Source organism: Novosphingobium sp. PhB57 (genome assembly GCF_004342985.1).
In the GTDB taxonomy this organism is placed as follows: Bacteria; Pseudomonadota; Alphaproteobacteria; order Sphingomonadales; family Sphingomonadaceae; genus Novosphingobium.
On record NZ_SMBO01000001.1, the window covers coordinates 851,413 to 873,965 of the forward strand.

Consider the following 22,553-nt stretch of genomic DNA (forward strand, 5'->3'; position numbering starts at 1 on the left):
CCCGGACTGGATCCGGGACGGCGTTTTCAAGTCAGACCGGCTCGCCGTATAGCTCATGCGCACGGGTTTCGAAGGCGGCCACCATCTTGCGGAAGGCCTTGTCGAAATACTGGCCGGCCAGCTTTTCGAACAGGGCGTTGCGGAAGCTGAAGCGCACGTCGAATTCGATGTCGCAGCTATGCGAATCCACCGGATGGAAGATCCAGTGGTTGTGAAGGTCCTTCATCGGACCGTCGACGTAATGGACCTTGATCTCGCGCGGATGGACTTTCTCTACGCGCGAGGTGAACTTCTCGCGCAGGGCCTTGAAGCCGACGAGCATGTCCGCGACCATTTCCGTGCCATCGTCGGACTTCACCCGGGTGGCGACCACCCAGGGAAGGAACTCCTGATAGCGGCCGACGTCGGCCACAAGGTCGAACATCTGCTCTGCGCTATAGGGAAGGCGCTGCGTTTCGTGAATTCCGGGCACTGCTACGTCTTCCGGCTCAGCGCGGCGTCTTTGCCAGCGCAGCCTTGGCAAGCTGCGCCTCGCGGGTAGCACGCATCTCGGCGAAGTCCTTGCCGGCATGGTAGCTCGATCGCGTCAGCGGCGAGGACGCCACTTGCAGGAAGCCCTTCGCACGGGCGATGGCGCCATAGGCGTCGAAGGCCTTGGGCGTGACGAATTCCTTCACTTCGGCATGCTTCGGCGTTGGCCGCAGGTACTGGCCCATCGTCAGGAAGTCGATATCGGCGCAGCGCATGTCGTCCATGACCTGGTGCACTTCCAGGCGTTCCTCACCCAGGCCGAGCATGACGCCGGACTTGGTGAAGATCTTCGGATCGTGGGCCTTCACTTCCTCCAGCAGGCGCAGCGAAGCGTAGTAGCGCGCGCCGGGACGGATCGTCGGATAGAGCCGGGGCACCGTTTCGAGGTTGTGGTTGTAGACGTCGGGACCGGCGGCGACGATCGCCTCGATCGCGCGGCGCATCTTGCCGCGGAAGTCCGGGGTCAGGATCTCGATCGTGGTGGAAGGCGTTGCAGCGCGCAGCGCCTGGATCACCTTGACGAACTGGTTCGCGCCGCCGTCCGGCAGGTCGTCGCGGTCAACCGAGGTGATGACGATGTGTTCGAGGCCCGTCTTCAGCGCCAGTTCGGCGACATGCTCGGGCTCGGAAGGATCGACGCGGCCGGGCATGCCGGTCTTCACGTTGCAGAAGGCACAGGCGCGCGTGCAGGTGTCGCCCAGAATCATCACCGTGGCGTGCTTCTTGGTCCAGCATTCGCCGATGTTCGGGCAGGCCGCTTCCTCGCAGACCGTATTGAGCTTGAGATCCCGCATCAACTGGCGCGTCTCGCCATATCCCTTGCTGGTAGGCGCTTTCACGCGGATCCAGTCGGGCTTGCGTTGACGTTCGGGCTTCTGCTCTGGGCTTGGCACGGAGGAAAGATCGTTCATGCCGTCCAGATAGTCGCAAGCTTGCCAGCTTGCCAGTGCGAATATCCGCTCTATGGATTGCGTGCGTTTCAATGGAGGCATCCCATGACCGATTCCAGCGCCCCGAACGACCAACAACGCGTCCTCGATACCCTGCTAGAAGGGTACCACCGCTTTCGCAGTAGCGGGTGGAGCCCCAATCGCGAGCGATGGGCACGCCTGAGCGAAGGGCAACAGCCCGAAGTCATGATCGTCGCCTGCTCGGACAGCCGCGTCGATCCCTCGCAGATCTTCGACGTCGATCCCGGCGAGATCTTCGTCGTCCGCAATGTCGCCGCGCTCGTTCCGCCCTTCGAGACCACGCCCGGTCACCACGGCGTTTCTGCCGCACTGGAATTCGCGGTACAGGTCCTGAAGGTGAAGGAAATCGTGGTCATGGGCCACGGCATGTGCGGCGGCTGCAAGGCGGCGCTGACTCAGGAACTTCACGGCACCGAGCCCGGCCAGGGCGGCTTCATCGCCGACTGGATCTCGATGCTGGACGAGGCGCGCGGCCCGGTCGCAGCCGAATTCGGCACCAGCGGCCGTCCCGCGGAGCGTCAGATGGAGCAGGCGGCCGTCCGGGTCAGCCTCGAAAACCTCATGACCTTCCCTTGCGTCCGCCACAAGGTGAAGGCCGGCGAACTCAAGCTGCGCGGCGCTTTCTTCGCGATTTCGGACGGAGAGCTGCACATGATGGACGACGCGAGCGGAGACTTCGCGCCGGTCACGTAAAACGCGAAATCGCAAAGCCAAAAGGAAAGGGCGACGGGTTTCCCCGCCGCCCTTTCCTTTTTTGTGCCTGAGGCAGCGGCTTACGAAGCCGGCGTGGCCTTCGAAGCGGCGTAGGCCGACCACAGCTTGGCCACCGGGCCGCGCGTGCCGCTGACCTTGGCCAGGGTAGCCTGTGCATCAGCCGCCTTGCCCTGCATGGCCTGCGCCATGCCAAGGCGCAGATTGGCCTTATTGGCGTCGACGCCGGACTTGCCCAGGGCCGCCTTGTAAAGCGTCTCGGCCTTCGCGTATTCGTCATAGCTGAGGAACACGTCGGCAGCGCCCGTCACCTGGGCTGCGGTTGCGCCCGGCTTCATGGCGTCACGCTCGGTGGCAGGCAGCGAGGCCTTGTCCGCAGCGACGCGGCCAGCGCTGTTGGCGCGGTCCTGGCCGACTTCGGCCTGGGTCAGCAGGCTCTTGGCCAGACCCTGATCCATGATCTTGACGGCTTCACCCGGGAAGGCGCGCGGATCGACATTCTGGAGATATTCCAGATAGTCGCGCTTGTCCTTCATCGCGCCGGTGACGTTCATCAGGCGCATGAGATCGAGGTTCTCGGCGTTCTGGAGCGAGGCCAGCTGGCGCACGATCGAAATCGCGATGTTCCACGAAGCCGGGCTCGGGTAGTACTGTGCCAGCATCGCCGCATATTCGGTCGACGGTGCAAGCTGCTTGGCATCGTAGGAGGCCTGAAGCGCGCTGCGGATCGAGGTTTCGCTCGGCTTGGTGCCGTTCGCCTTGGCCGCTTCCAGCTCCTTCTGGACCATCGCCAGCGCCGCCTGCGGGTTGTTCGAACGCTTGTAGGAGTCCGCCAGCAGCGGCTGGATCATGTTCTGCGTATCGCGGTAGCCGCCGTCGAACGACTGCTGCAGATAGCGTGCAGCCACGTCGTACTGACCGCTCTGATAAGCGGTGACGCCGGCCAGATACTGGACCTGACCCAGCGATTCAGGGCTGGTCTGGCCGCTGTCGAGCATCATGACGAGGCCCTTGTTCTGCATCGCCGGGTCGTTCATCAGAACGCCGACGTTGCGGGTCATTTCGCCCTGCTTCAGCTTGTCGAACGGCTGCGTGGCCTGTGCCTCGGCCGTCTGGAGCTGGGCCAGAACGCCGCCCATGGCCGCGTCGACTTCGGCGCGGGCCGCAGCCTTTTCAGCATCGGTCTTGGCGGCCTGGGCCTTCTGCGAGGCGGCCGTCACCGCGGCATTCGCCTTGGAATCCGCGATCGCCTTGTCGACCGGCGCGGCAACCGCCGCATATTCCTTGGAGAAAGTAGCCTTGGCGGGCGCCTTCTCCTTCTCCTTGGCGGCAACCGTTGTCGGTGCTGCCGCGACGGCCATTCCGCCGGTCATGGCTACGGCCAGGGCAATGCGGGAAATCAGGAACTTGCGAGCCATTCAGGCCAACTCCTCATCAAGACAAATCGAAGACACGCCGGACGGCGAAATCTCCTGAAATCGGTGGTGCCGGTGTGGCGGCGAATTGACCGCTTGGCAACCTAGAGGCGCAATTAGAACGCCGCCACTTAACGCTGTTTGAATGCAATTCGCCGCAGCCTCGGGGGTTCCCGCCGGGCGTCGGTCCGGGCTCTCCACTCCCTTCGGCCCATAAGTGTGGAAAAAAGCACGGAGGATGGAACGCCCCCTCCTGTTCATGTGGCTTTCGCCCAGCGCATGCCCTAGGGCGATCCATCACCCTTTGTCCCGCAGCAACGAACGATCCAGCGCGTGAGCGACGACACCGACATCAACGGCCCCGAACACCTCGGTCCCGAAGGCGAATATACCCGCATCGACATCGTCGATGAGATGAAGACGAGCTATCTCGATTACGCGATGAGCGTGATCGTGAGCCGCGCCCTGCCCGACGTGCGCGACGGCCTGAAGCCGGTTCACCGCCGTATTCTCTATGCCTGCCAGGAAGCGGGCTACGTTGCCGGTCGTCCCTACCGCAAGTCCAGTCGTATCGTCGGCGACGTCATGGGTAAGTATCACCCCCATGGCGACAGCGCGATCTACGATGCACTGGCCCGTCTGACGCAGCCGTGGTCGATGCGCCTGCCGCTGATCGACGGCCAGGGCAACTTCGGCTCGATGGACCCGGATCCGCCGGCCGCCATGCGTTACACCGAAGCGCGCCTGGACAAAGTGGCGAACGAGCTTCTGTCGGACATCGACAAGAACACCGTCGATTTCGCTGACAACTATGACGGCTCCGAAAGCGAGCCGACCGTGCTTCCGGCGCGCTTCCCGAACCTTCTCGTCAATGGCGCCGGCGGTATCGCCGTCGGCATGGCCACGAACATTCCGCCGCATAATCTGGGCGAAGTGATCGACGGCTGCCTGGCGATGATCGAAAATCCGGCGATCACGGTCGAGGACCTGATCCAGATCATCCCGGCGCCCGACTTCCCCACCGGCCCGCTGATCCTTGGCCAGGGCGGCGCGCGCAACGCCTATCTGACGGGCCGCGGCTCGATCATCATGCGCTGCCGCCACGAGATCGAGGAAGGCCGCGGCGACCGCCGTTCGATCGTCCTCACCTCGATCCCCTACCAGGTCGGCAAGTCGAACCTCGTCGAGAAGATCGCCGAAGCCGCCAAGGAAAAGCGGATCGAGGGCATCTCGGACATCCGCGACGAATCCAACCGCGAAGGCGTGCGCGTCGTCGTCGACCTGAAGCGCGATGCCACCCCGGAGGTCGTGCTCAACCAGATCTGGCGCAATACCCCGGCCCAGTCGAACTTCGCCGCCAACATGCTGGCGATCCACGGCGGCCGCCCCGAAGTCTTCAACCTTCGCGGCTTCCTCCAGGCCTTCATCCAGTTCCGCGAAGAAGTCATCACCCGCCGCACCAAGTTCGAACTGAACAAGGCGCGCGACCGGGCGCATATCTTGCTCGGCCTGGTCGTCGCGGTGTCCAACCTCGACGAAGTCGTGGTCATGATCCGCAGCGCCCCGAACCCGGCAACGGCACGCGCGCGCCTGATGGCCAAGGAATGGCCGATCGGGGACATTGCGCCGTATATCCGTCTGGTCGAGGCTATCGAGCCGAATGCCGAGCAGGACGGCGGATCGTATCGCCTCTCCGAAGTTCAGGTGAAGGCGATCCTCGATCTGCGTCTGCACCGCCTGACGGCGCTGGGCCGCGACGAGATCGGCGACGAGCTGAAGGAACTGGCCGCCGCGATCGAGGAATATCTCTCGATCCTGGCCGACCGGGTCAAGCTCTACGCCGTCATGCGCGAAGAGCTGGTCGCCGTGCGCGAGCTTTACGCCACCCCGCGCGTATCCCAGATCACCGGTGCCGCCGACGGCATCGAGGACGAGGACCTGATCGAGCGCGAGGAAATGGTCGTGACCGTCACCATGGACGGTTACATCAAGCGCACCCCGCTCTCGACCTTCCGCGCCCAGGCGCGCGGCGGCAAGGGCCGCGCCGGCATGGCGACGAAGGACGAGGACGTCGTGACCACGATGTTCGTCACGTCCACGCACAACCCGGTGCTGTTCTTCTCCACCGCCGGCAAGGTCTATCGCCTCAAGGTCTACAAGCTGCCGGAAGGCGGCCCGACCACGCGCGGCCGCCCCATCGTCAACCTCCTGCCCTCGCTGGACAAGGACGAGACGATCCAGACCGTGCTCCCCCTGCCGGAGGACGAGAAGGAGTGGAGCAAGCTCTCGGTGGTCTTCGCGACCGCCAAGGGCAACGTGCGCCGCAACGCCATGGACTCTTTCGCGAACATCCCGTCGAACGGCAAGTTCGCGATGAAGTTCGACGACGACAGCGACGATCGCCTGATCGGCGTGGCCCTGCTCAACCATTCGGACGACGTCCTGCTGGCGAGCCGCCAGGGCAAGGCCATCCGCTTCGCCGGCGACCTGGTCCGCGAATTCGCGAGCCGCACCTCCACCGGCGTCAAGGCCATGACGCTGAAGGAAGGCGACGAAGTCATCTCGCTGTCCATCCTGCACCGCGTCGGCGTGCAGGACCAGGACGAGCGCGAGGCCTATCTCCGCTTCGCGCCCTGGAAGGGCGAGCGCGACGGTGAGAGCACGCTCGACGGCGAACGCTTGGCCTATCTGGTCGAGAAGGAGCAGTTCATCCTGACCGTCTGCGCCAACGGTTACGGCAAGATGTCTTCGGCCTACGAGTATCGCCGCACCGGCCGCGGCGGCCAGGGCATCACCAATATCGACAATATCGAGCGCAACGGCCCGGTCGTCGCCAGCTTCCCGGCTAGCCGCGCCGACCAGCTCATGCTCGTCACTGACCAGGCCAAGCTGATCCGCCTGCCGCTCGAATCGCTGCGAGTGATTGGCCGCGGTTCGGCAGGCGTGCGCCTGTTCAACGTCTCGAACAACGAGCACGTCGTCAGCGCCGTGCGCCTTGACGAGCCGGCCGAGGACGACATCGTCGAAGGCGCTGTCGATGCGGCCATCGAGGGTGATGTGCCCGTCACGGGCCAGGCGCCTGAAACCGGTTCGCCGGAAGGCGACCTGCCCGATACCGACACGCCGGACACGGAAGCGTGACGGAGACGGTCGCTTACAAGATCCTGACCGGAGAGCAGCTCGATCGGCTGCTCTCCGACGGCACCTTCACCGGCGCCCCGATCGATCTTGCCGACGGCTATATCCACATGTCCACGGCCGAGCAGGCGCAAGAAACGCTGGACAAGCACTTCGCCGGACAGTCCGGCCTCGGCATCGCCGCGGTTGATCTCACCGTCTTGGGCGATGCGGTGAAGTGGGAAGTTTCGCGCGGCGGCGCGCTGTTCCCGCACATTTACGCCGACCTGCCGCTTTCCGCCGTGATCGCCCATGGTCCCGCCGAACGGGATGCCGCCGGCAAGCTGATCCTTCCGGGCGACTGAGCTTTCGGCACCGCTGAACCAGCGGGGCCGCACCGGCACGCCGGTTGATTGCCATACCCTGTCCTTGCGCCCTTCCCTGATGCCGCGCAAAGGTCTAGGCGCTGGCGCCATGACACAAGACGTCCACATCATCGGCGGCGGCCTCGCCGGAAGCGAAGCCGCCTGGCAGCTCGGGCGCCGCGGTTTTCGCGTGCGCCTTTCCGAAATGCGCGGCACCGGCGAGCGCAGCCCGGCCCACCAGGGCGACGGCCTTGCCGAACTGGTCTGCTCCAACTCCTTCCGCTCGGACGACGACGAAAAGAACGCGGTCGGCCTGCTGCACCACGAAATGCGCCGCTGCGATTCGCTGATCATGTCGGCAGCAGCCAAAGCGCAAGTTCCCGCCGGCACCGCGCTAGCGGTGGACCGCGACTTGTTCTCGGCCGAAGTGGAGGCCCGTCTTGCGGCGCTGCCCAATGTCGAGATCGTCCGGGAGCGCGTCGATACCCTGCCCGATACCGGCACGACCATCGTCGCCACCGGCCCGCTGACGGCCGAATCGCTCGCAGGCAGCATCGGCCGCGCGACCGGTGCCGACAGTCTCGCGTTTTTCGACGCCATCGCCCCCATCGTCTACCGCGAAAGCATCGACATGGACGTGTGCTGGATGGCCTCGCGCTGGGATAAGGGCGAGACCAAGGACTACATCAACTGCCCGATGGACAAGGACCAGTACCTGGCCTTCCACCGGGGCCTGGTCGAAGGCGAAAAGACCGCTTTCAAGGAATGGGAAGCGGACACGCCCTATTTCGACGGCTGCATGCCGATCGAGGTCATGGCCGAACGCGGCGTGGAGACGCTGCGCTTCGGGCCGATGAAGCCGGTCGGTCTCGACAATCCGCACTGGGCGACGCCGGAGCACCCCAACGGCCGCTGGCCCTATGCCGTCGTCCAGCTTCGCCAGGACAACAAGCTAGGTACGATCTGGAACATGGTCGGCTTCCAGACCAAGCTCAAGCACGCCGAGCAGGTGCGCCTGTTCCGCACCATTCCCGGCCTCGAAAACGCAGAGTTCGCGCGTCTGGGCGGCCTGCACCGCAACACTTTCATCAATTCGCCGATCCTTCTTGACCGCCAGCTTCGGCTCAAGACCGCACCGCATGTCCGCTTTGCCGGGCAGATCACCGGTTGCGAGGGCTATGTCGAAAGCGCGGCCGTTGGCCTGATGGCTGGCCTCATGACGGCGACGCAGCTCGCCGGTGGCGAGTGGCAGTCCCCGCCGCGCACCACCGCGCTGGGTGCATTGCTCTCGCACATCACCGGCGACGCCGAAGCGGAGAGTTATCAGCCGATGAACGTCAATTTCGGGCTGTTCCCGCCGCTTCACGACGTGAAGAAGAAGCAGCGCAAGGAAGCCTATACCGAGCGCGCGAAGCTGGAAATCGCCCCCTGGCTGGACGCGCTGACCCCCGCCTGATCCTCGCGGGTCCAGCCTACTCGTCGCAGACCGCTCTCCACGGCGTCATTTCGGCTTGCAGCTGCACTTCGGCCCGGGCTTCGCCTTGGCCGGAGGCGGCGCCGTCTTGCGGAATTCCTCCGGTGTCAGCGCCTGATCCTGATTCGCATCGGCGCCATCGAACCTGGTGACCGTCGCCACGGCCCATTCCTCGAACGTCAGCAGGTTGTTGCCGTCCTGGTCGAGCTTGCGAAACCCGTCCACCCGTGTCGACAGCATCTCGTTGCGGGTGATCCTGCCGTCGCGGTTCCGGTCGTAACGGCCGAAACGGCGCTGTTCGCGCGTTTGCTCCGTCGCCTCGGGCAATTCCGGCCCGTCGATTTCGGACAAGTCCGCGCTCGGCATTTCCTGCGGAGCGATCGAACTGACAGGCGCCTGCGGCAATGGCGCGCCTCTTTCCACGGCGGCACGGCCCTGCCACCAGAACAGCCCCACCGACACCATGACCAGCGCCGCCAAAGCACCCAGAACAAAACGGTTCATCTCGGCCCCCTTGCGAGGCGGCCACTTAGCCGCGGCACCCAGGCCGCGCGAAATTACATAATCTTCACCGGCACCTGAGGCAGACCGGTCTGCGGTCCTAGAACCCCAGCAAGCCCAGGCGCATGGCCTTGACGACCGCGCCCGGCGATGTCTCGCTGCCCGTGGCCAGGCGATGCTGCGCCAGTCCCTGCAGGACCAGCAGCGGACGCAGGCTGCGCGACAGGCGCGGCGATCCGGGCGAGGTTTCCCGCGCGAGGGTCTGCGCCACGACGCTTTCTTCGGGATTGCGCAAGTGCGATGCCAGATCGGCGAGCGCCCAGCGCCGTCCGATCCTACCGGCCGCCTCGGCCTCTTCGGGCCGTCCGAGCGCTTCGGCCAGCGCCGCGAACGCCGCGCCGCGCCCTTCGGCCATGGCTTGCAGCGATTCCGGCGGCAGGGGCGCCGGGCCGGTCAGCGCCTCCCAGCCATCGACAAGGGCTGCAAGCGGCTTGTGCGCGCCGTTCCAGCTCCTCAAGGCATTGAGCAGCGGTTCGCCCTCCGGCCACTCGGAAGCGTCGCGACCCAGGGTCTCCCGCCACCATGCCAGACGAATGAGCGCCAGCATCGGCTCGCGCGAATGGCGCAGCAGGCCGGCCAGTCGCTGGTCGAGCGCGAACAGCGCGAGTGTCGGCAAGCGCGAGGACGCCGTCGCGTAGGACAGCGCAAGCCGGGCGCTTTGCGTGATGGTGGGGAGAAGAAGGTCTTCGGGACCCTGGCTGGCGGAAGCCGGTGAGGCGGAATTGTCAGGCACGGAGCCTCTCTAGTCGGCCAGTCGGCAGGTGCAAGTCCCGCTTCGTGCAGAGCCCGCATTCCTGCGCGCGTGCTGCGCGCATTTCTTGTAAACAGGTTCGCGCAGGAACCGATCCAGGAAAAAGGCGGCGGAGTTTCCTCCGCCGCCTCATCTTGTCAGCGGTAGCAGACCTTGCGGACCGCCTCGACGATACGCGGCGTGTCGATCAACGCCGCCTTCTCGAGGTTGGCCGCATAAGGCAGCGGAACGTCTTCGTTGCAGACGCGGACCACCGGGGCGTCCAGGTCATCGAAGCCTTCTTCCATGCAGATCGCGGAGATTTCCGAAGCGATCGAGCAGACCGGGAAGCCTTCTTCGGCCACGACGATACGGTTCGTCTTGGCGAGACTTTCCAGCACGGTTTCCTTGTCCAGCGGACGCAGCGTGCGCAAGTCGATGACTTCCGCATCGATGCCTTCGCCGGCCAGCTGCTCGGCAGCTTCGAGCGCGAGCCCGACGCCGATCGAATAGGACACGATCGTCACGTCCTTGCCTTCGCGCATGATGCGGGCCTTGCCGATCGGCAGGACATGCTCGTCAAGCTCGGGAAGCTCGAAAGTGCGGCCGTAGATCAGCTCGTTTTCGAGGAACACCACCGGATCGTCGCTGCGGATCGCTGCCTTGAGCAGACCCTTGGCGTCGTAGGCGTCATAAGGCGCGATCACGACGAGACCCGGCACGTTGGCGTACCACGGACCGTAGTTCTGCGAGTGCTGCGCGCCGACGCGGGCCGCGGCGCCGTTCGGGCCACGGAACACGATCGGGCAGCGCATCTGGCCACCGGACATGTAGTTGGTCTTGGCGGCCGAGTTGATGATGTGGTCGATCGCCTGCATGGCGAAGTTGAACGTCATGAACTCGATGACCGGACGCAGGCCGCCCATGGCGGCGCCCGTACCGATGCCGGCGAAACCATATTCGGTGATCGGGGTGTCGATCACGCGCTGCGGACCGAATTCCTCGAGCAGGCCCTGGGTCACCTTGTAGGCGCCCTGGTATTCGGCCACTTCCTCGCCCATCACGAAGACGCGCGGATCGCGGCGCATTTCCTCGGCCATGGCGTCGCGGAGCGCTTCGCGAACGGTCGAGGTCTTCATGTTGGTGCCGTGGGGGATCTCGGGATCCCGCTTGGCCGGTGCACGGGCCGGCGCTTCAGCCTTGGCCGCGCCGGATTCGGCAGCCGGAGCGGCTTCGGCAGCGGGAGCCGCTTCTGCCTGCGGAGCCGAAGCCTGAACGCTCGATGCGTCTTCGCCTTCACCGGCCAGCACGGCGATGACCGTGCCGACCTTCACGCCCTCGGTGCCTTCGGCCACGAGGATCTTGCCAACGGTACCTTCGTCGACGGCTTCGAATTCCATCGTCGCCTTGTCGGTCTCGATTTCGGCGAGGATGTCACCCGATTTGACTTCGTCGCCTTCCTTCACCAGCCAGCGGGCAAGCTTGCCCTCTTCCATCGTCGGAGAGAGCGCCGGCATCTTCAGTTCGATCGCCATCAGTAGCGCTCCACCAGGACGTCAGTATAGAGTTCAGAGAGTTCGGGCTCGGGAGAATTCTCCGCGAAGTCCGCCGACTCGGCGACTTGCGCGCGGACGCGCTTGTCGATTTCCTTGAGCGCGGCTTCGTCCACGCCAAGCGCGGCGAGATCCTGCTTCACATGCTCGATCGGATCGCGCTTCTCGCGAACGTCCTGCACTTCCTCGCGGCTACGATACTTGGCAGGGTCGGACATCGAGTGGCCGCGATAGCGGTAGGTGTTCAGCTCCATGAGCACCGGACCATTGCCGGCACGCACGTATTCGAGCGCCACTTCCGCAGCCTTGCGAACTTCGAGAACGTCCATGCCGTCCACCTGCATGCCCGGAATCCGGAACGCGGTGCCGCGGCGGTGGAAATGCGTCTCGGCCGAGCCGCGCTTCACGGCGGTGCCCATGGCATAGCCATTGTTCTCGATCACGAAGATGATCGGCAGTTTCCAGAGAGCCGCCATGTTGAAGCTCTCGTAGACCTGGCCCTGGTTGGCCGCGCCGTCGCCGAAGTAGGCCATCGCGACGCCGCCGTCTTCGCGGTACTTGTGCGCGAAGGCGAGACCTGCACCCAGCGAAACCTGGGCGCCGACGATGCCGTGTCCGCCGTAGAACTTATGCTCCACGCTGAACATGTGCATCGAGCCGCCCTTGCCGCGGGAAATGCCCGCAGCACGGCCGGTCAGTTCGGCCATGATCACCTTCGGATCGATACCGTAGGCAAGCATGTGGCCATGATCGCGATAGCCGGTGATGACCGAGTCGCGGTTGGAATCGAGCGCGGACTGAAGGCCAACGGCTACGGCTTCCTGGCCGATATAAAGGTGACAGAAACCGCCGATGAGGCCCAGGCCGTAAAGCTGGCCTGCGCGTTCCTCGAAGCGGCGGATGAGTACCATCTGCTCGTAGAGGTTGAGAAGCTCTTCCTTGTTCGGCGTGTAGCGCCGATCGGCCGCGAGTGCCTCCTGGAGGCTGTGCAGCGCGAAGTCTTCGTCCTGTGCCGATACTACGGCTGGCTCGGCGCCGGACCCGGCGTCAGTCTTGGCTTTGGGCAACGGGGCTCCCCATCGTTGGTGCGATTGATTTCGGGCCGCTTATAGGACCCCCTGCGGAAATCGAAAGCGCGATGAAGGAAATTTGCCGTAAGTGGCACAAAAATTATGGCCATCCGCAACAGAACGGCCACAATTGGACGGTTCCGTCAGCTTTCCATCACCGCGAACCGGGTCTTGGCCCGGCGCGGAACGGAATCACTTGTTGATGAGCATGACCATTTCGTCGGGCCGGGCGACGTTCAGATTGCTGCGCAGCAACTCACCGGCGAGATCGGGGTCGACATGGTTCTGGTCGAGCAGGCCCACGCGGTTCTTGAGGTGATCGCGCGTAAGGCGCAAATCGGCCAGCTTGGCGTTGCGCTCTTCCAGCAGATGCTGATTCTCTGTCCAGGCGATCAGGCCGCTGGGACCCGCGATCACGAAAGCACCCATCAGCAGGAGCAGCGCAAGCGCAATGCCCTGGACCAGGCGTTCCTTGGCAAGGCTGGCGTCCTGACGCATGATGGGAGAGCTGGACCTCATGAAAAGCGATAGAATCATAAGTGATTCCGCGTTGCAAGTTAAATTGATAACCGATTCGCCCGGTTTTCGAACAGGCCGCTTCATCGCCGGCTGTCGCAATACTGGGCATATTGGTGTTGATAACTCTGGGACAGGCTTTCGGCGCGTTCACGGGTGAACACAGCCCCCTCGAAAACGCGCTTCGGACGCGAGCTAATAGCGCGAGTTCGGAAGATGTTTCCAACCGCGCTCAAAATCCTCTAGGCGCTGCCCCATGCTGACGATCCGCGACATTACCGTCCGCCTTGGCGGGCGCACCATCCTCGACCAGGCCGCTGCCACCATCCCCAAGGATGGCAAGGTGGGCCTCATCGGCCGCAACGGCGCGGGCAAGTCCACGCTGGTAAAGGCCATCATCGGCGAACTGGAGCCCGATGGCGGCGCCGTGGAGATGCCGCGCCGGGCACGCCTCGGCTACATCGCCCAGGAAGCCCCTGCCGGTAACCGGACCGCGCTTCAGGCCGTGCTCGACGCCGATGTCGAGCGTACCGACCTGCTGGCCGAAGCCGAAACCTGCGCCGACCCGAACCGCCTTGGCGACCTCCACGACCGCCTGATCGCGATCGACGCCTATACCGCCGAAGCCCGCGCCGCGCGCATCCTGGTCGGCCTCGGCTTCGACGAGGAAATGCAGGGGCGCCCGCTCGACAGCTTCTCAGGCGGCTGGAAGATGCGCGTCGCCCTTGCCGGCCTGCTGTTCTCGCAGCCCGACGTGCTGCTGCTCGACGAACCTTCGAACCACCTCGATCTCGAAGCCACGCTCTGGCTGGAGAACTTCCTCCAGACTTATCCGCGCACCCTGATCGTCATCAGCCACGAGCGCGACCTGCTCAACAACGTGGTCGATCACATCCTGCACCTGCAGCAGGGCAAGCTGACGCTCTATCCGGGCACCTACGACAGCTTCGAGCGCATTCGCGCCGAGCGGGCCGCACAGGCCGCCGCCGCCCGCGCCAACCAGGACGCCCAGCGCAAGAAGCTGGCCGATTACGTCGCGCGCAATTCCGCCCGCGCCTCCACGGCGAAGCAGGCGCAGTCCCGCGCCAAGATGCTGGCGCGCATGCAGCCGATCGCGGCCATGGCCGAGGACTCGTCGCTCAGCTTCGACTTCCCCAGCCCGGACGAACTGCGCCCGCCGCTGGTGACGCTCGATCTCGCATCGGTAGGCTACGAGGCGGACAAGCCGATCCTGCGCCGCCTGAACTTGCGCATCGATCCCGAGGACCGCATCGCCCTGCTCGGCCGCAACGGCAACGGCAAGACCACGCTGGCGCGCCTGCTCGCCCGTCAGCTGGAGCCGATGGAAGGCTCGCTCACTTTCTCGCCCAAGATCCGCATCGGCTATTTCACGCAGTATCAGGTGGAAGAACTGCCCTCCGGCTCGACACCGCTCGAACTGATGACCCGCGCCATGGTGGACAAGCCGCCGGTAGCGGTGCGCGGCCAGCTTGGCCGGTTCGGCTTCTCGGGCAACCGCGCGACGGCCGAGATCGCCACGCTGTCGGGCGGCGAGCGCGCCCGCCTCGCGCTGGCGCTGGTCACCCGCGAGGCGCCGCACATGCTCATCCTCGACGAACCGACGAACCACCTCGACGTCGACGCGCGCGAGGCGCTGGTCCAGGCGCTGAACGCCTTCGAAGGCGCGGTCATCCTGGTCAGCCACGACCGTCACATGGTCGAACTCGCGGCGGACCGGCTGGTGCTGGTCGACCAGGGCACGGCGGAGAACTACGACGGGTCGATGGAGGACTACATTGACTTCGTGTTGGGCCGTAACCAGCCCAAGTCGAATGGCGGCGACGGCAAGCCCGCCCGCAAATCGGGGGCCATCGCCCGCGAGGAACTGAAGGCCCTGCGCAAGAAGGTCTCCGAGACCGAAACCCGCATGAAGCGCATCCAGCAGCAGCTCGAAGCGCTCGACTCCGCCCTGGCCGATCCGTCCTCGATCAAGGGCGACCTGGCCAAGTTCAACATCGGCGAACTCGGCAAGCGCCGCACCCAGGCGGCAGAGGATCTGGAAGTGGCGGAGGCCGGATGGTTCGAAGCCAGCGAGGCCATGGACGAATACATGGGCGGCAACGCGTGAGCGTCGCTTTCCGGCGCGACGGCGACGAGGAGCACCTGGAGCCCAAGTTCGAGGTGCCGATCCCGCCCGGCCCCAATCTCGTGACGCCTGAGGGCATGGACCTGATCCATGCCCGGATCGCCGGGCTCGAGGCGCAGATCCCGACGCTGGCGGAGGAAACCGCCCTCAACACCGCGAAACGCGATCTGCGCTATTGGAAGAAGCGGCTGTCGACGGCGGCAGTCCAGCCTGCGCCCAGCGGAGAAAAGGCGATGTTCGGCCACCGCGTGCGCTTCGCGCTGAACGGCAAGCCGCGCGAGGTCCGCATCGTCGGGCATGACGAAGCCGAGCCCGCCAAGGGCGACCTCGCTTTCACGGCGCCGCTCGCCCGCGCCCTGCTGGGCGCCGAGGCGGGAGAATTCGTCGACTTCAACGGGCGGGAAGAAGCGATCGAGATTCTCGAACTCATCGCCTGACCCGCTTTTCGCGCCCGGCGGCGCGGGACCGCGCAGGACAGCGCCGGCACGAACCACGGAACCTGAAACGAAACACGGGGCCTTTGCGGGCCCCGTGTTCGTTGTTCAGCAGGCTGAAGGCGTCCTCAGTAGGACTTCTTCGGCTTCTTGTGGAACGGCTTGCCGCCGCCGCCCGGGCCACCGCGATCGTTGCGCGGGCCGCCGGTCGGACGGGGCTTGTGACGGGGACCGTCGAAACCGCCGCGTCCTTCGTCACGTGCATAGGGCTTGCGGGCGCGGCCCTGCGGACCTTCGCGGCGACGGTCGCGCGCGACGTCGCGCGGCGTGTCCGTGGCCACTTCGATGCGAATGGTGTTCTCCACGTCGCCGCTCTCGTCATGCGAGGTGCGTTCGACCGAACGGATGAACTGGTCCGCCATCGCCTTCGGGATCTGGAAGTGCGTCTGGTCCGCGCCGATGCGGATCTGGCCGACGGCATTGCGGGTAACGTGACCACGGCGGCAGAGCAGCGGCAGGATCCAGCGCGGATCGGCATTCTGCTGACGGCCCACGTCCATGGTGAACCACACCACGTCGTCGAAGCCCGGACGCTGACGCGCCTCGCGCGCTTCGGGGCTGTTGCCGATGAGTTCCTCGGGCTGCGGCATGGCGGCGCGGTGCGCGCGAACCAGTGCGGCGGCCAGATCCTCGGCGCTCACCTTTTCCAGGACTTCGCGGGCGATCTCGCGATCTTCCTCGTCAGCCTCGACCGGGGCGAGCAGCTTTTCCATCAGACGGCCGCGATCGGAAGCGCGGATGACTTCGGGGGTCGGCGCGGCAATCCACTCCGCCTCGATGCGCGCACCGCGCAGCATGCCTTCAACGCGGCGGCGGCGCGGGAACGGCACGACGATGACCGCGGTGCCCTTCTTGCCCGCACGGCCGGTACGGCCCGAACGGTGCTGCAGCGTTTCGGCGTCGCGCGGAATCTCGACGTGGATCACCAGCGTCAGCGAGGGCAGATCGATGCCGCGCGCGGCAACGTCGGTGGCGACGCAGACGCGGGCACGCTTGTCGCGCAGGGCCTGAAGCGCATTGTTGCGCTCGTTCTGCGAGTGCTCGCCCGAAAGCGCCACGGCCGAGAAGCCGCGCTCGGTCAGGGTCGAGTGCAGGTGCTTCACGTTGTCGCGCGTGGCACAGAACAGGATCGCGGTTTCGGCATCGTGAAGGCGCAGCAGGTTGACCACCACGTTCTCGACGTCGGCCGGGGCAACGGTGACGGCCTGATAGGCGATGTCGCCATGGCCGCGGTTCTCCGTCACGGTGGAGATGCGCAGCGCGTCGGTCTGGTAACGGCGGGCCAGGGCTTCGATCGGACGCGGCATGGTGGCCGAGAACAGCAGCGTGCGGCGGCTGGCCGGCGCGGCGTCGAGCAGTTCCTCAAGGTCTTCGCGGAAGCCCATGTCGAGCATCTCGTCCGCTTCGTCGAGCACGACGACGCGCAGGGCCGAGAGGTCGAGCTTGCCGCGTTCCAGGTGATCGCGCAGACGGCCCGGGGTGCCGACGACGATGGTGGCGCCGCGTTCGAGCTGCTTGCGTTCGCGCACGGGGTCCATGCCGCCGACGCACGTAACGATGCGGGCGCCGGTCGAGGCATAGAGCCACTCAAGCTCGCGGCTGACCTGCTGGGCCAGTTCGCGCGTCGGCGCGATGGCGAGCGCCAGCGGGGCCTCCGCATAAGGAATAGAGCCGTCCGCCAGCAGTTCGTCGCTCATGGCGATGCCGAAGGCGACGGTCTTGCCCGAGCCGGTCTGCGCCGACACCACCAGGTCGCGCCCACGCGCCTCGGCTTCGGCGACAGCGGCCTGGACCGGGGTCAGGTTCTCGTAGCCATGCGCGGCAAGCGCGTCGGCAAGAGGCTGGGGGAGCTGGGAAAATGTCATGCGTTTTGAATCTGTCCTGTGCCGCCGGCGCGGTCTGTATGAGTGAGCCTGGTGTGGAGTGTGCGACCCAACGGGCCCTGGTTGAGGCGCTCCATAGACAAAAAAGTCGGGTTTGGCGCGCACCAATTTCACAAAAGGCAACAATGGCCTTGCGCTAGCGCAGAATAATCGATCGCAGCCCCCCGGAAAACCCCCGAGCGTCACGGGATTTTCACGGAGCGGGTCTAGGCGCCGCGCGGGGTGAACGGAGCCGATGATGACCGAAAATACCCGCCAGAAGCGCCTTCTGGCCTCGATTCATGATGTCGGGCCGGCATCGGAACGGGCCGTCGTCCAGCTTGCCGACTTGTTCCAGCGCCGCCTGGGCGGACCCAGCTTCGCGATGCTGGTGGTGCCCAACCACTGGGGCCGCCACCCGCTGTCGGAAGACCGGGCCTTTCAACGCAGGCTGCGCGGCTGGGCGGAAGCCGGGATCGAGATGTTCGTCCACGGCTGGTACCACAAGGACGAGGTGCGCCATCGCGGTGCCGCGCAGTTCAAGGCCCGCCACATGACCGCCGGAGAAGGCGAGTTCCTCGGCCTCGACGAAGCCACTGCCCTCTCCCGCATGCTCGACGGCAAGGCGCTGATCGAGGACGTGATCGGCCGCCCGACGGCGGGCTTCATCGCCCCGGCCTGGCTCTATGGCGAGGGCGCCCGGGCCGCGCTGCGCCAGGCGGGCCTGCCCATCGTCGAGGATCACTGGCGGGTCTGGGCCGCGGGCGACGGCAACGTGCTGGCGCGCGGTCCCGTGGTAACCTGGGCCAGCCGATCGGCGGCACGCACGGCCTCGTCCCTGGCCTTTGCCGCCCTCGCGCGGACCGCCTTGCCGCTGACGCGAACCGTGCGGATCGCCGCCCATCCCGGAGACGTCACCAAGCCCGCGCTCCTGGCCAGCATCGACGCCACGCTGCGGCGCTTCACGGCTACGCATACTCCCTCAAGGTACCGGGATTTAGGCAGATTCATGGCACCGCAGTGACGCTTTCAAAGCAGTTTCACGTCTCGCCCATGACCATGCTTCCCCGCGTCACAAACCCGACATCTGGTCCCCATAGGAGCCTCCCCGCAAGGATAAGTTCGGCGGGGTCACCGCCGGTTGCTGCCCAAAGGCACACACGCCCGGCATCAAGGTCGCTTAGGGATTCGCATGAAGGACGCGCTCAGGATTGTCGTGCCCATCCACAGCCTCGATCCTGGTGGAGTCGAGCGCGTGGCCCTGGGGCTCGCAGCGCAGTGGCAGCAGGCCGGGCACGCGGTGACGATCGTCCTCGGACGCTCCGGCTGTAGCCACCTCGCAAGCGCACCGGCCCTCGATTACTGGCAGATCCCCTCGCGGGTTCCCACGGCCTCCTGGGAAACGCCCTGGATGGTCCACTGCCTTTACAGCTACCTGATCGCGCACCACGCAGATGTCGTCTTCCTACCGGGCAATACATATGCCGTGGTCGGCGCGGCGATGAAGCTGCTGCTGGGCGATCATGCGCCGCCCATGACGCTCAAGGTCAGCAATGCGCTGCATCGTCCCGACATGCCCGCTTTCGTGCGGCGAGGCTACGGGATCTGGCTACGTGCCCAGGGCCGCCTGTTCGATCGCCTGGTCGGACTGTCGGAACCGATGGCGCGGGAAATTCGCGAGACGACGGGCGCCGAGGCCGCGCGGGTCGACGTCATCGCCAATCCCATCCTGACCCGCGCCCGCCTGCGCGCGCTGGCGCGCAGCGAAAGGCGCCCCGGTTCGGTCTGGGGCACGCGCTACCTGACGGCGGGCCGTCTCGTGCCGCAGAAGAACCACACCATGCTGCTGCGCGCCTTCGCCCATGCCGCACGGCCTTCGGACAGCCTGACGATCGCCGGCGAAGGCCCCGAGCGCGGCGCCATCGAGCGGCTCGCCGCGGAACTGGGCATTGCCGACCGGGTGCGCCTGGCCGGCCACCTTGCCAGCATCGACCCGCTGATGGCCGAGGCCGACGCCTTCGTTCTCAGTTCCGATTACGAAGGGCTTCCCGGCGTCATCGTCGAGGCGCTTGCCGCCGGACTGCCGGTGCTGTCGACCGACTGCTGCGTCAGCATGGATTGCCTGGTCGAAGGCGGCCGCACCGGCTTGCTGGTGCCGCGCGGCGACGAACAAGCCTTTGCCGATGGCCTCGCCCGCATCCGCGACTTTGCAGGAGACCCCCAGCGGGCCCGCGACATCGCCGCGCGATACGAAGTCGAGGAGGCGGCGCGCCGCTATCTCGACATGATGGCGCAAGTGCGCCGTGAACGCGAAAACCAGCGGCGACACCGGCTGGGGCTGAGTGCCTGGGCGACGCACTCACCCTGGCAGCGGTCGCTTTGACCCAGAACCCTTCGCGGAGAACTTCGTGACAGAAACCGCAGCCGTCCTGGCGCCCGATACGCCCGCCATCCAGCTCACCCCGCAGGATCGCAACCCGCGCCTCGGGCGCAATGCCCTGTTCTCGATCGCCCTGTCCCTTGCCGTGATCGCGGCGGTATTCCACGAGATGGGCGGGCTCGACATGCGCCGCCTCCTGGCCATGGTGCCCGAAAGCCCGGTGTTCTGGGCCGTCTTCGCGGCGAGCTACCTTGTGACGCCTGCCAGCGAGTGGCTGATCTTCCGCCGGCTCTGGGGCATTCCCGGCGCCGGGATGCTCGCGCTGCTGCGCAAGAAGGTCTACAACGAGCTGCTGCTGGGCTATCTCGGCGAAGCCTATTTCTACACCTGGGCGCGGCGCCGGGTATCGCTGGACGCGGCGCCCTTCGGCGCGGTGAAGGACGTGGCGATCCTCTCGGCCATGGCCGGAAACGGCGTGACGATCGCCTTGCTGGCCGTGATGGTGCCGATCGTGGGCACCACCCGCCTCGGTCTCGACGCCAGTATGGTCACCCTCTCGCTGGGCGTACTGGTGGTGGTCTCCGCCATCGCCATGGTCTTCCGCCGGCGGGTGTTCACCCTGCCCCGCGCCGAACTGGCCATGATCACCCAGATCCACCTCGGCCGCATCGCCCTGACCACCCTGTTCAACGCCATGCTCTGGCACCTCGTCCTGCCCGAGGTGCAACTGTCCTGGTGGCTGTTCCTGGCAACGCTGCGCCTGCTGGTATCGCGCCTGCCGCTGATCCCGAACAAGGACCTGCTCTTCGCCGGGGTCGCCGTCCTCGCTCTCGGGCGCGAGCAGGACATCGGCGCGCTGATGACGCTGATGGCCGGACTGATCCTGGCCGCGCACCTGCTGCTGGGCGGCATGCTGGCGATCAAGGACCTGACAGCGCCGGAACAGCCGGCATGAGCCCGCTGGCGATCCCCCCTCTCCTCGCTGCCGCGCTGGTTCCTTCCACGCCAGACCTCGGCAAGGCCGAAGGTCTCTGCCGCGCGAACGAGAGCGGGCCGGCCTTCATCGTCGAGCCGGTGGGTCTCAAGGATCGCACGGGCAAGCTGAAGCTGGAGGTCTATCCCGCGAACGAGAAGGACTTCCTGGCCGACGACAACCGGCTGGTAAGCGCGGGCAAGGTCTTCCGCCGGGTGGAGGTACCCCTGCCTGCCAGCGGCACGCCGAGCCTCTGCATCCGCCTGCCCGGCCCCGGCACTTATGCCGTCAGCCTGCTTCACGACCGCGACAACGACCGCAAGTTCAACTGGAAGATCGACGGCATCGGTTTCGCCGGAAATCCGAAGCTGGGCTGGGGCAAACCCAACGTCCGCAAGGCGAGCGCCACGGCGGGAAGCGGGCTCACCGCGCTCCGCATCGTCCTCAATTATCGCAGCGGGCTGGGAGTCGCCCCGCTCAGGCAAGGAACCTGACGGCATGAAGATCGTCGATGTCTGCGCTTTCTATTCGCCCCAGGGCGGCGGTGTACGCACCTATGTGGAGCAGAAACTGCGGATCGGCCCGATGCTGGGCCACGAGATCGTCATCCTCGCCCCCGGCGACGAAGACGCCGTGATCGAACGCGGAGCCGGTGCCCGCATCGTGACCGTGAAAAGCCCGCGCTTCCCGCTCGACCGGAAATATGGCTACTTCGCCGAGGCCGAACGGCTCCACGCGGCGCTGGATGCACTGGCCCCGGATTTCGTGGAGGCGACCTCGCCCTGGCGGAGTGCCGGACTGGTGGCGGACTGGCCGGGCGCGGCTCCGCGCAGTCTGGTCATGCATGCCGACCCGCTTTCCGCCTATGCCTACCGCTGGCTTGGCAACATCTTCTCGCGCCAGACGATCGACCGGCAGTTCTCCGTATTCTGGGAGCACTTGCGCCGCCACAGCCGCAAGTTCGACCATGTCGTCTGCGCCAACAGCGATCTTTCGCGCCGGCTCGACGACGGCGGGGTCTCTCACACCGTCACCATCCCGATGGGCGTGGAAGCGGACTGCTTCTCGCCCGCTCATCGCGACCCGGCCTTGCGGGCACACCTGCTAGCAGATTGCGGCCTGCCCGAAAGCGCCGCGCTGCTGCTGGCAGTGGGACGCCTGGCGCCGGAGAAGCGCTGGCCGCTGGTGATCGACGCGGTGAGCATGGCCAGCCAGCAGAGCCCCATCGGTCTCGTCATGCTGGGCGAAGGCCGCGAACAGCGCGCGATCCTGAGGCACATCGCCGGAAATCCCCATGTCCGCCTCTTCGCGCCGGAACGCAACCGGGCCGCCTTCGCGCGAATCATGGCGAGCGCGGATGCTCTGGTCCACGGCTGCGAGGCGGAAACGTTCTGCATGACGGCTGCCGAAGCGCGGGCCAGCGGCATCCCGGTCATCGTGCCCGATGCCGGCGGCGCGGCCGACCATGCGGCAGGCGGCGCCGGACGGACTTACGCGGCGGCCGATTGCAATGCGGCGGCGGCGGCGATCCTGGACGTGGTGCGCGCACGCCCTCGCCCCGCCGTGACGGCGCGGACCATGGAAGAGCACTTCCGCGAACTCTTCGCCGCTTACGCCCAGTGCCTCGTTCGGCAGCGCAGGGCTGCCTGAGAAGCCCGGCCTTCGCCGGGCAACCTGCCCTTCC

20 protein-coding genes are annotated in these 22,553 nt (G+C 66.0%); 11 read left to right on the forward strand and 9 right to left on the reverse strand.

What is annotated here, in order from left to right; translation table 11 throughout:
* Positions 1-31: 31 nt before the first annotated feature.
* Both EDF58_RS03855 and lipA read right to left on the reverse strand, forming a co-directional pair.
* On the reverse strand, positions 32-472 hold the full coding sequence (locus tag EDF58_RS03855; protein ID WP_132262808.1) for a type II toxin-antitoxin system RatA family toxin: 441 nt from the start codon (positions 470-472) through the stop codon (positions 32-34).
* 16 nt (positions 473-488) lie between these two features.
* A complete protein-coding gene (lipA, locus tag EDF58_RS03860; protein ID WP_132262810.1) occupies positions 489-1,442 on the reverse strand; it encodes a lipoyl synthase in 954 nt (317 codons plus the stop codon).
* A gap of 84 nt (positions 1,443-1,526) precedes the next feature.
* Here lipA and EDF58_RS03865 point away from each other — a divergent pair, with 84 nt between their 5' ends.
* On the forward strand, positions 1,527-2,195 hold the full coding sequence (locus EDF58_RS03865; protein ID WP_132262812.1) for a carbonic anhydrase: 669 nt from the start codon (positions 1,527-1,529) through the stop codon (positions 2,193-2,195).
* An 80-nt stretch (positions 2,196-2,275) separates the two neighbouring features.
* Here EDF58_RS03865 and EDF58_RS03870 read toward each other — a convergent pair whose 3' ends face one another.
* Positions 2,276-3,631 (reverse strand): hypothetical protein, encoded by a 1,356-nt coding sequence (locus EDF58_RS03870; protein ID WP_132262814.1) that lies wholly within the window; start codon positions 3,629-3,631, stop codon positions 2,276-2,278.
* A 330-nt stretch (positions 3,632-3,961) separates the two neighbouring features.
* On the opposite strand from EDF58_RS03870, the gene gyrA reads away from it, so the two are divergent.
* From gyrA to trmFO, 3 genes are all read left to right on the forward strand, one after another.
* A complete protein-coding gene (gene gyrA, locus EDF58_RS03875) occupies positions 3,962-6,769 on the forward strand; it encodes a DNA gyrase subunit A (RefSeq protein ID WP_132262816.1) in 2,808 nt (935 codons plus the stop codon).
* Entirely contained in the window at positions 6,766-7,110 is a 345-nt protein-coding gene (locus EDF58_RS03880; RefSeq protein WP_132262818.1) for a DUF952 domain-containing protein, read from the forward strand. The genes gyrA and EDF58_RS03880 overlap by 4 nt, the downstream gene beginning before the upstream one ends.
* A 109-nt stretch (positions 7,111-7,219) precedes the next feature.
* Complete coding sequence (trmFO, locus tag EDF58_RS03885; RefSeq protein WP_132262820.1) at positions 7,220-8,566, forward strand: methylenetetrahydrofolate--tRNA-(uracil(54)-C(5))-methyltransferase (FADH(2)-oxidizing) TrmFO; 1,347 nt, start codon at positions 7,220-7,222, stop codon at positions 8,564-8,566.
* Positions 8,567-8,611: 45 nt separating this feature from the next.
* On the opposite strand, the gene EDF58_RS03890 is transcribed toward trmFO, so the two are convergent.
* The 5 genes from EDF58_RS03890 to EDF58_RS03910 form a co-directional block, all read right to left on the reverse strand.
* A complete protein-coding gene (locus tag EDF58_RS03890; protein ID WP_132262822.1) occupies positions 8,612-9,088 on the reverse strand; it encodes a hypothetical protein in 477 nt (158 codons plus the stop codon).
* Positions 9,089-9,185: 97 nt separating this feature from the next.
* The gene (locus tag EDF58_RS03895; protein ID WP_132262824.1) at positions 9,186-9,878 is read right to left on the reverse strand and encodes a hypothetical protein; all 693 of its coding nucleotides are present in this window, start codon (positions 9,876-9,878) and stop codon (positions 9,186-9,188) included.
* A gap of 155 nt (positions 9,879-10,033) precedes the next feature.
* Entirely contained in the window at positions 10,034-11,410 is a 1,377-nt protein-coding gene (locus EDF58_RS03900; RefSeq protein ID WP_132262826.1) for a pyruvate dehydrogenase complex E1 component subunit beta, read from the reverse strand.
* Positions 11,410-12,495, reverse strand: a complete 1,086-nt coding sequence (pdhA, locus tag EDF58_RS03905) for a pyruvate dehydrogenase (acetyl-transferring) E1 component subunit alpha (protein ID WP_132262828.1) — start codon at positions 12,493-12,495, stop codon at positions 11,410-11,412. The genes EDF58_RS03900 and pdhA overlap by 1 nt, the downstream gene beginning before the upstream one ends.
* Before the next feature lie 195 nt (positions 12,496-12,690).
* Positions 12,691-12,996: a septum formation initiator gene (locus EDF58_RS03910; RefSeq protein ID WP_243654062.1), complete on the reverse strand. Its 306-nt coding sequence runs from the start codon at positions 12,994-12,996 to the stop codon at positions 12,691-12,693.
* A 274-nt stretch (positions 12,997-13,270) separates the two neighbouring features.
* Between EDF58_RS03910 and EDF58_RS03915 the strand changes: the two genes are divergently transcribed.
* Both EDF58_RS03915 and EDF58_RS03920 read left to right on the forward strand, forming a co-directional pair.
* Positions 13,271-15,142, forward strand: coding sequence for an ATP-binding cassette domain-containing protein (locus tag EDF58_RS03915; RefSeq protein WP_132262832.1), 1,872 nt, complete (start codon positions 13,271-13,273; stop codon positions 15,140-15,142).
* Complete coding sequence (locus EDF58_RS03920; RefSeq protein WP_132262834.1) at positions 15,139-15,597, forward strand: GreA/GreB family elongation factor; 459 nt, start codon at positions 15,139-15,141, stop codon at positions 15,595-15,597. The genes EDF58_RS03915 and EDF58_RS03920 overlap by 4 nt, the downstream gene beginning before the upstream one ends.
* Positions 15,598-15,722: 125 nt before the next feature.
* Here the strand turns inward: EDF58_RS03920 and EDF58_RS03925 are convergent, their stop codons facing one another.
* Complete coding sequence (locus tag EDF58_RS03925; RefSeq protein ID WP_132262836.1) at positions 15,723-17,519, reverse strand: DEAD/DEAH box helicase; 1,797 nt, start codon at positions 17,517-17,519, stop codon at positions 15,723-15,725.
* 256 nt (positions 17,520-17,775) lie between these two features.
* On the opposite strand from EDF58_RS03925, the gene EDF58_RS03930 reads away from it, so the two are divergent.
* The 5 genes from EDF58_RS03930 (at position 17,776) to EDF58_RS03950 (ending at position 22,519) form a co-directional block, all read left to right on the forward strand.
* A complete protein-coding gene (locus EDF58_RS03930) occupies positions 17,776-18,540 on the forward strand; it encodes a polysaccharide deacetylase family protein (protein ID WP_132262838.1) in 765 nt (254 codons plus the stop codon).
* 168 nt (positions 18,541-18,708) lie between these two features.
* Positions 18,709-19,899 (forward strand): glycosyltransferase, encoded by a 1,191-nt coding sequence (locus tag EDF58_RS03935; protein WP_132262840.1) that lies wholly within the window; start codon positions 18,709-18,711, stop codon positions 19,897-19,899.
* A gap of 25 nt (positions 19,900-19,924) precedes the next feature.
* Positions 19,925-20,851: a hypothetical protein gene (locus tag EDF58_RS03940; RefSeq protein WP_132262841.1), complete on the forward strand. Its 927-nt coding sequence runs from the start codon at positions 19,925-19,927 to the stop codon at positions 20,849-20,851.
* Positions 20,848-21,363 carry a DUF2141 domain-containing protein gene (locus EDF58_RS03945; protein ID WP_132262843.1) on the forward strand — a complete coding sequence of 172 codons (516 nt, stop codon included), beginning with the start codon at positions 20,848-20,850 and terminating at the stop codon, positions 21,361-21,363. The genes EDF58_RS03940 and EDF58_RS03945 overlap by 4 nt, the downstream gene beginning before the upstream one ends.
* 4 nt (positions 21,364-21,367) lie before the next feature.
* On the forward strand, positions 21,368-22,519 hold the full coding sequence (locus EDF58_RS03950; RefSeq protein ID WP_132262845.1) for a glycosyltransferase: 1,152 nt from the start codon (positions 21,368-21,370) through the stop codon (positions 22,517-22,519).
* Positions 22,520-22,553 lie beyond the last annotated feature (34 nt).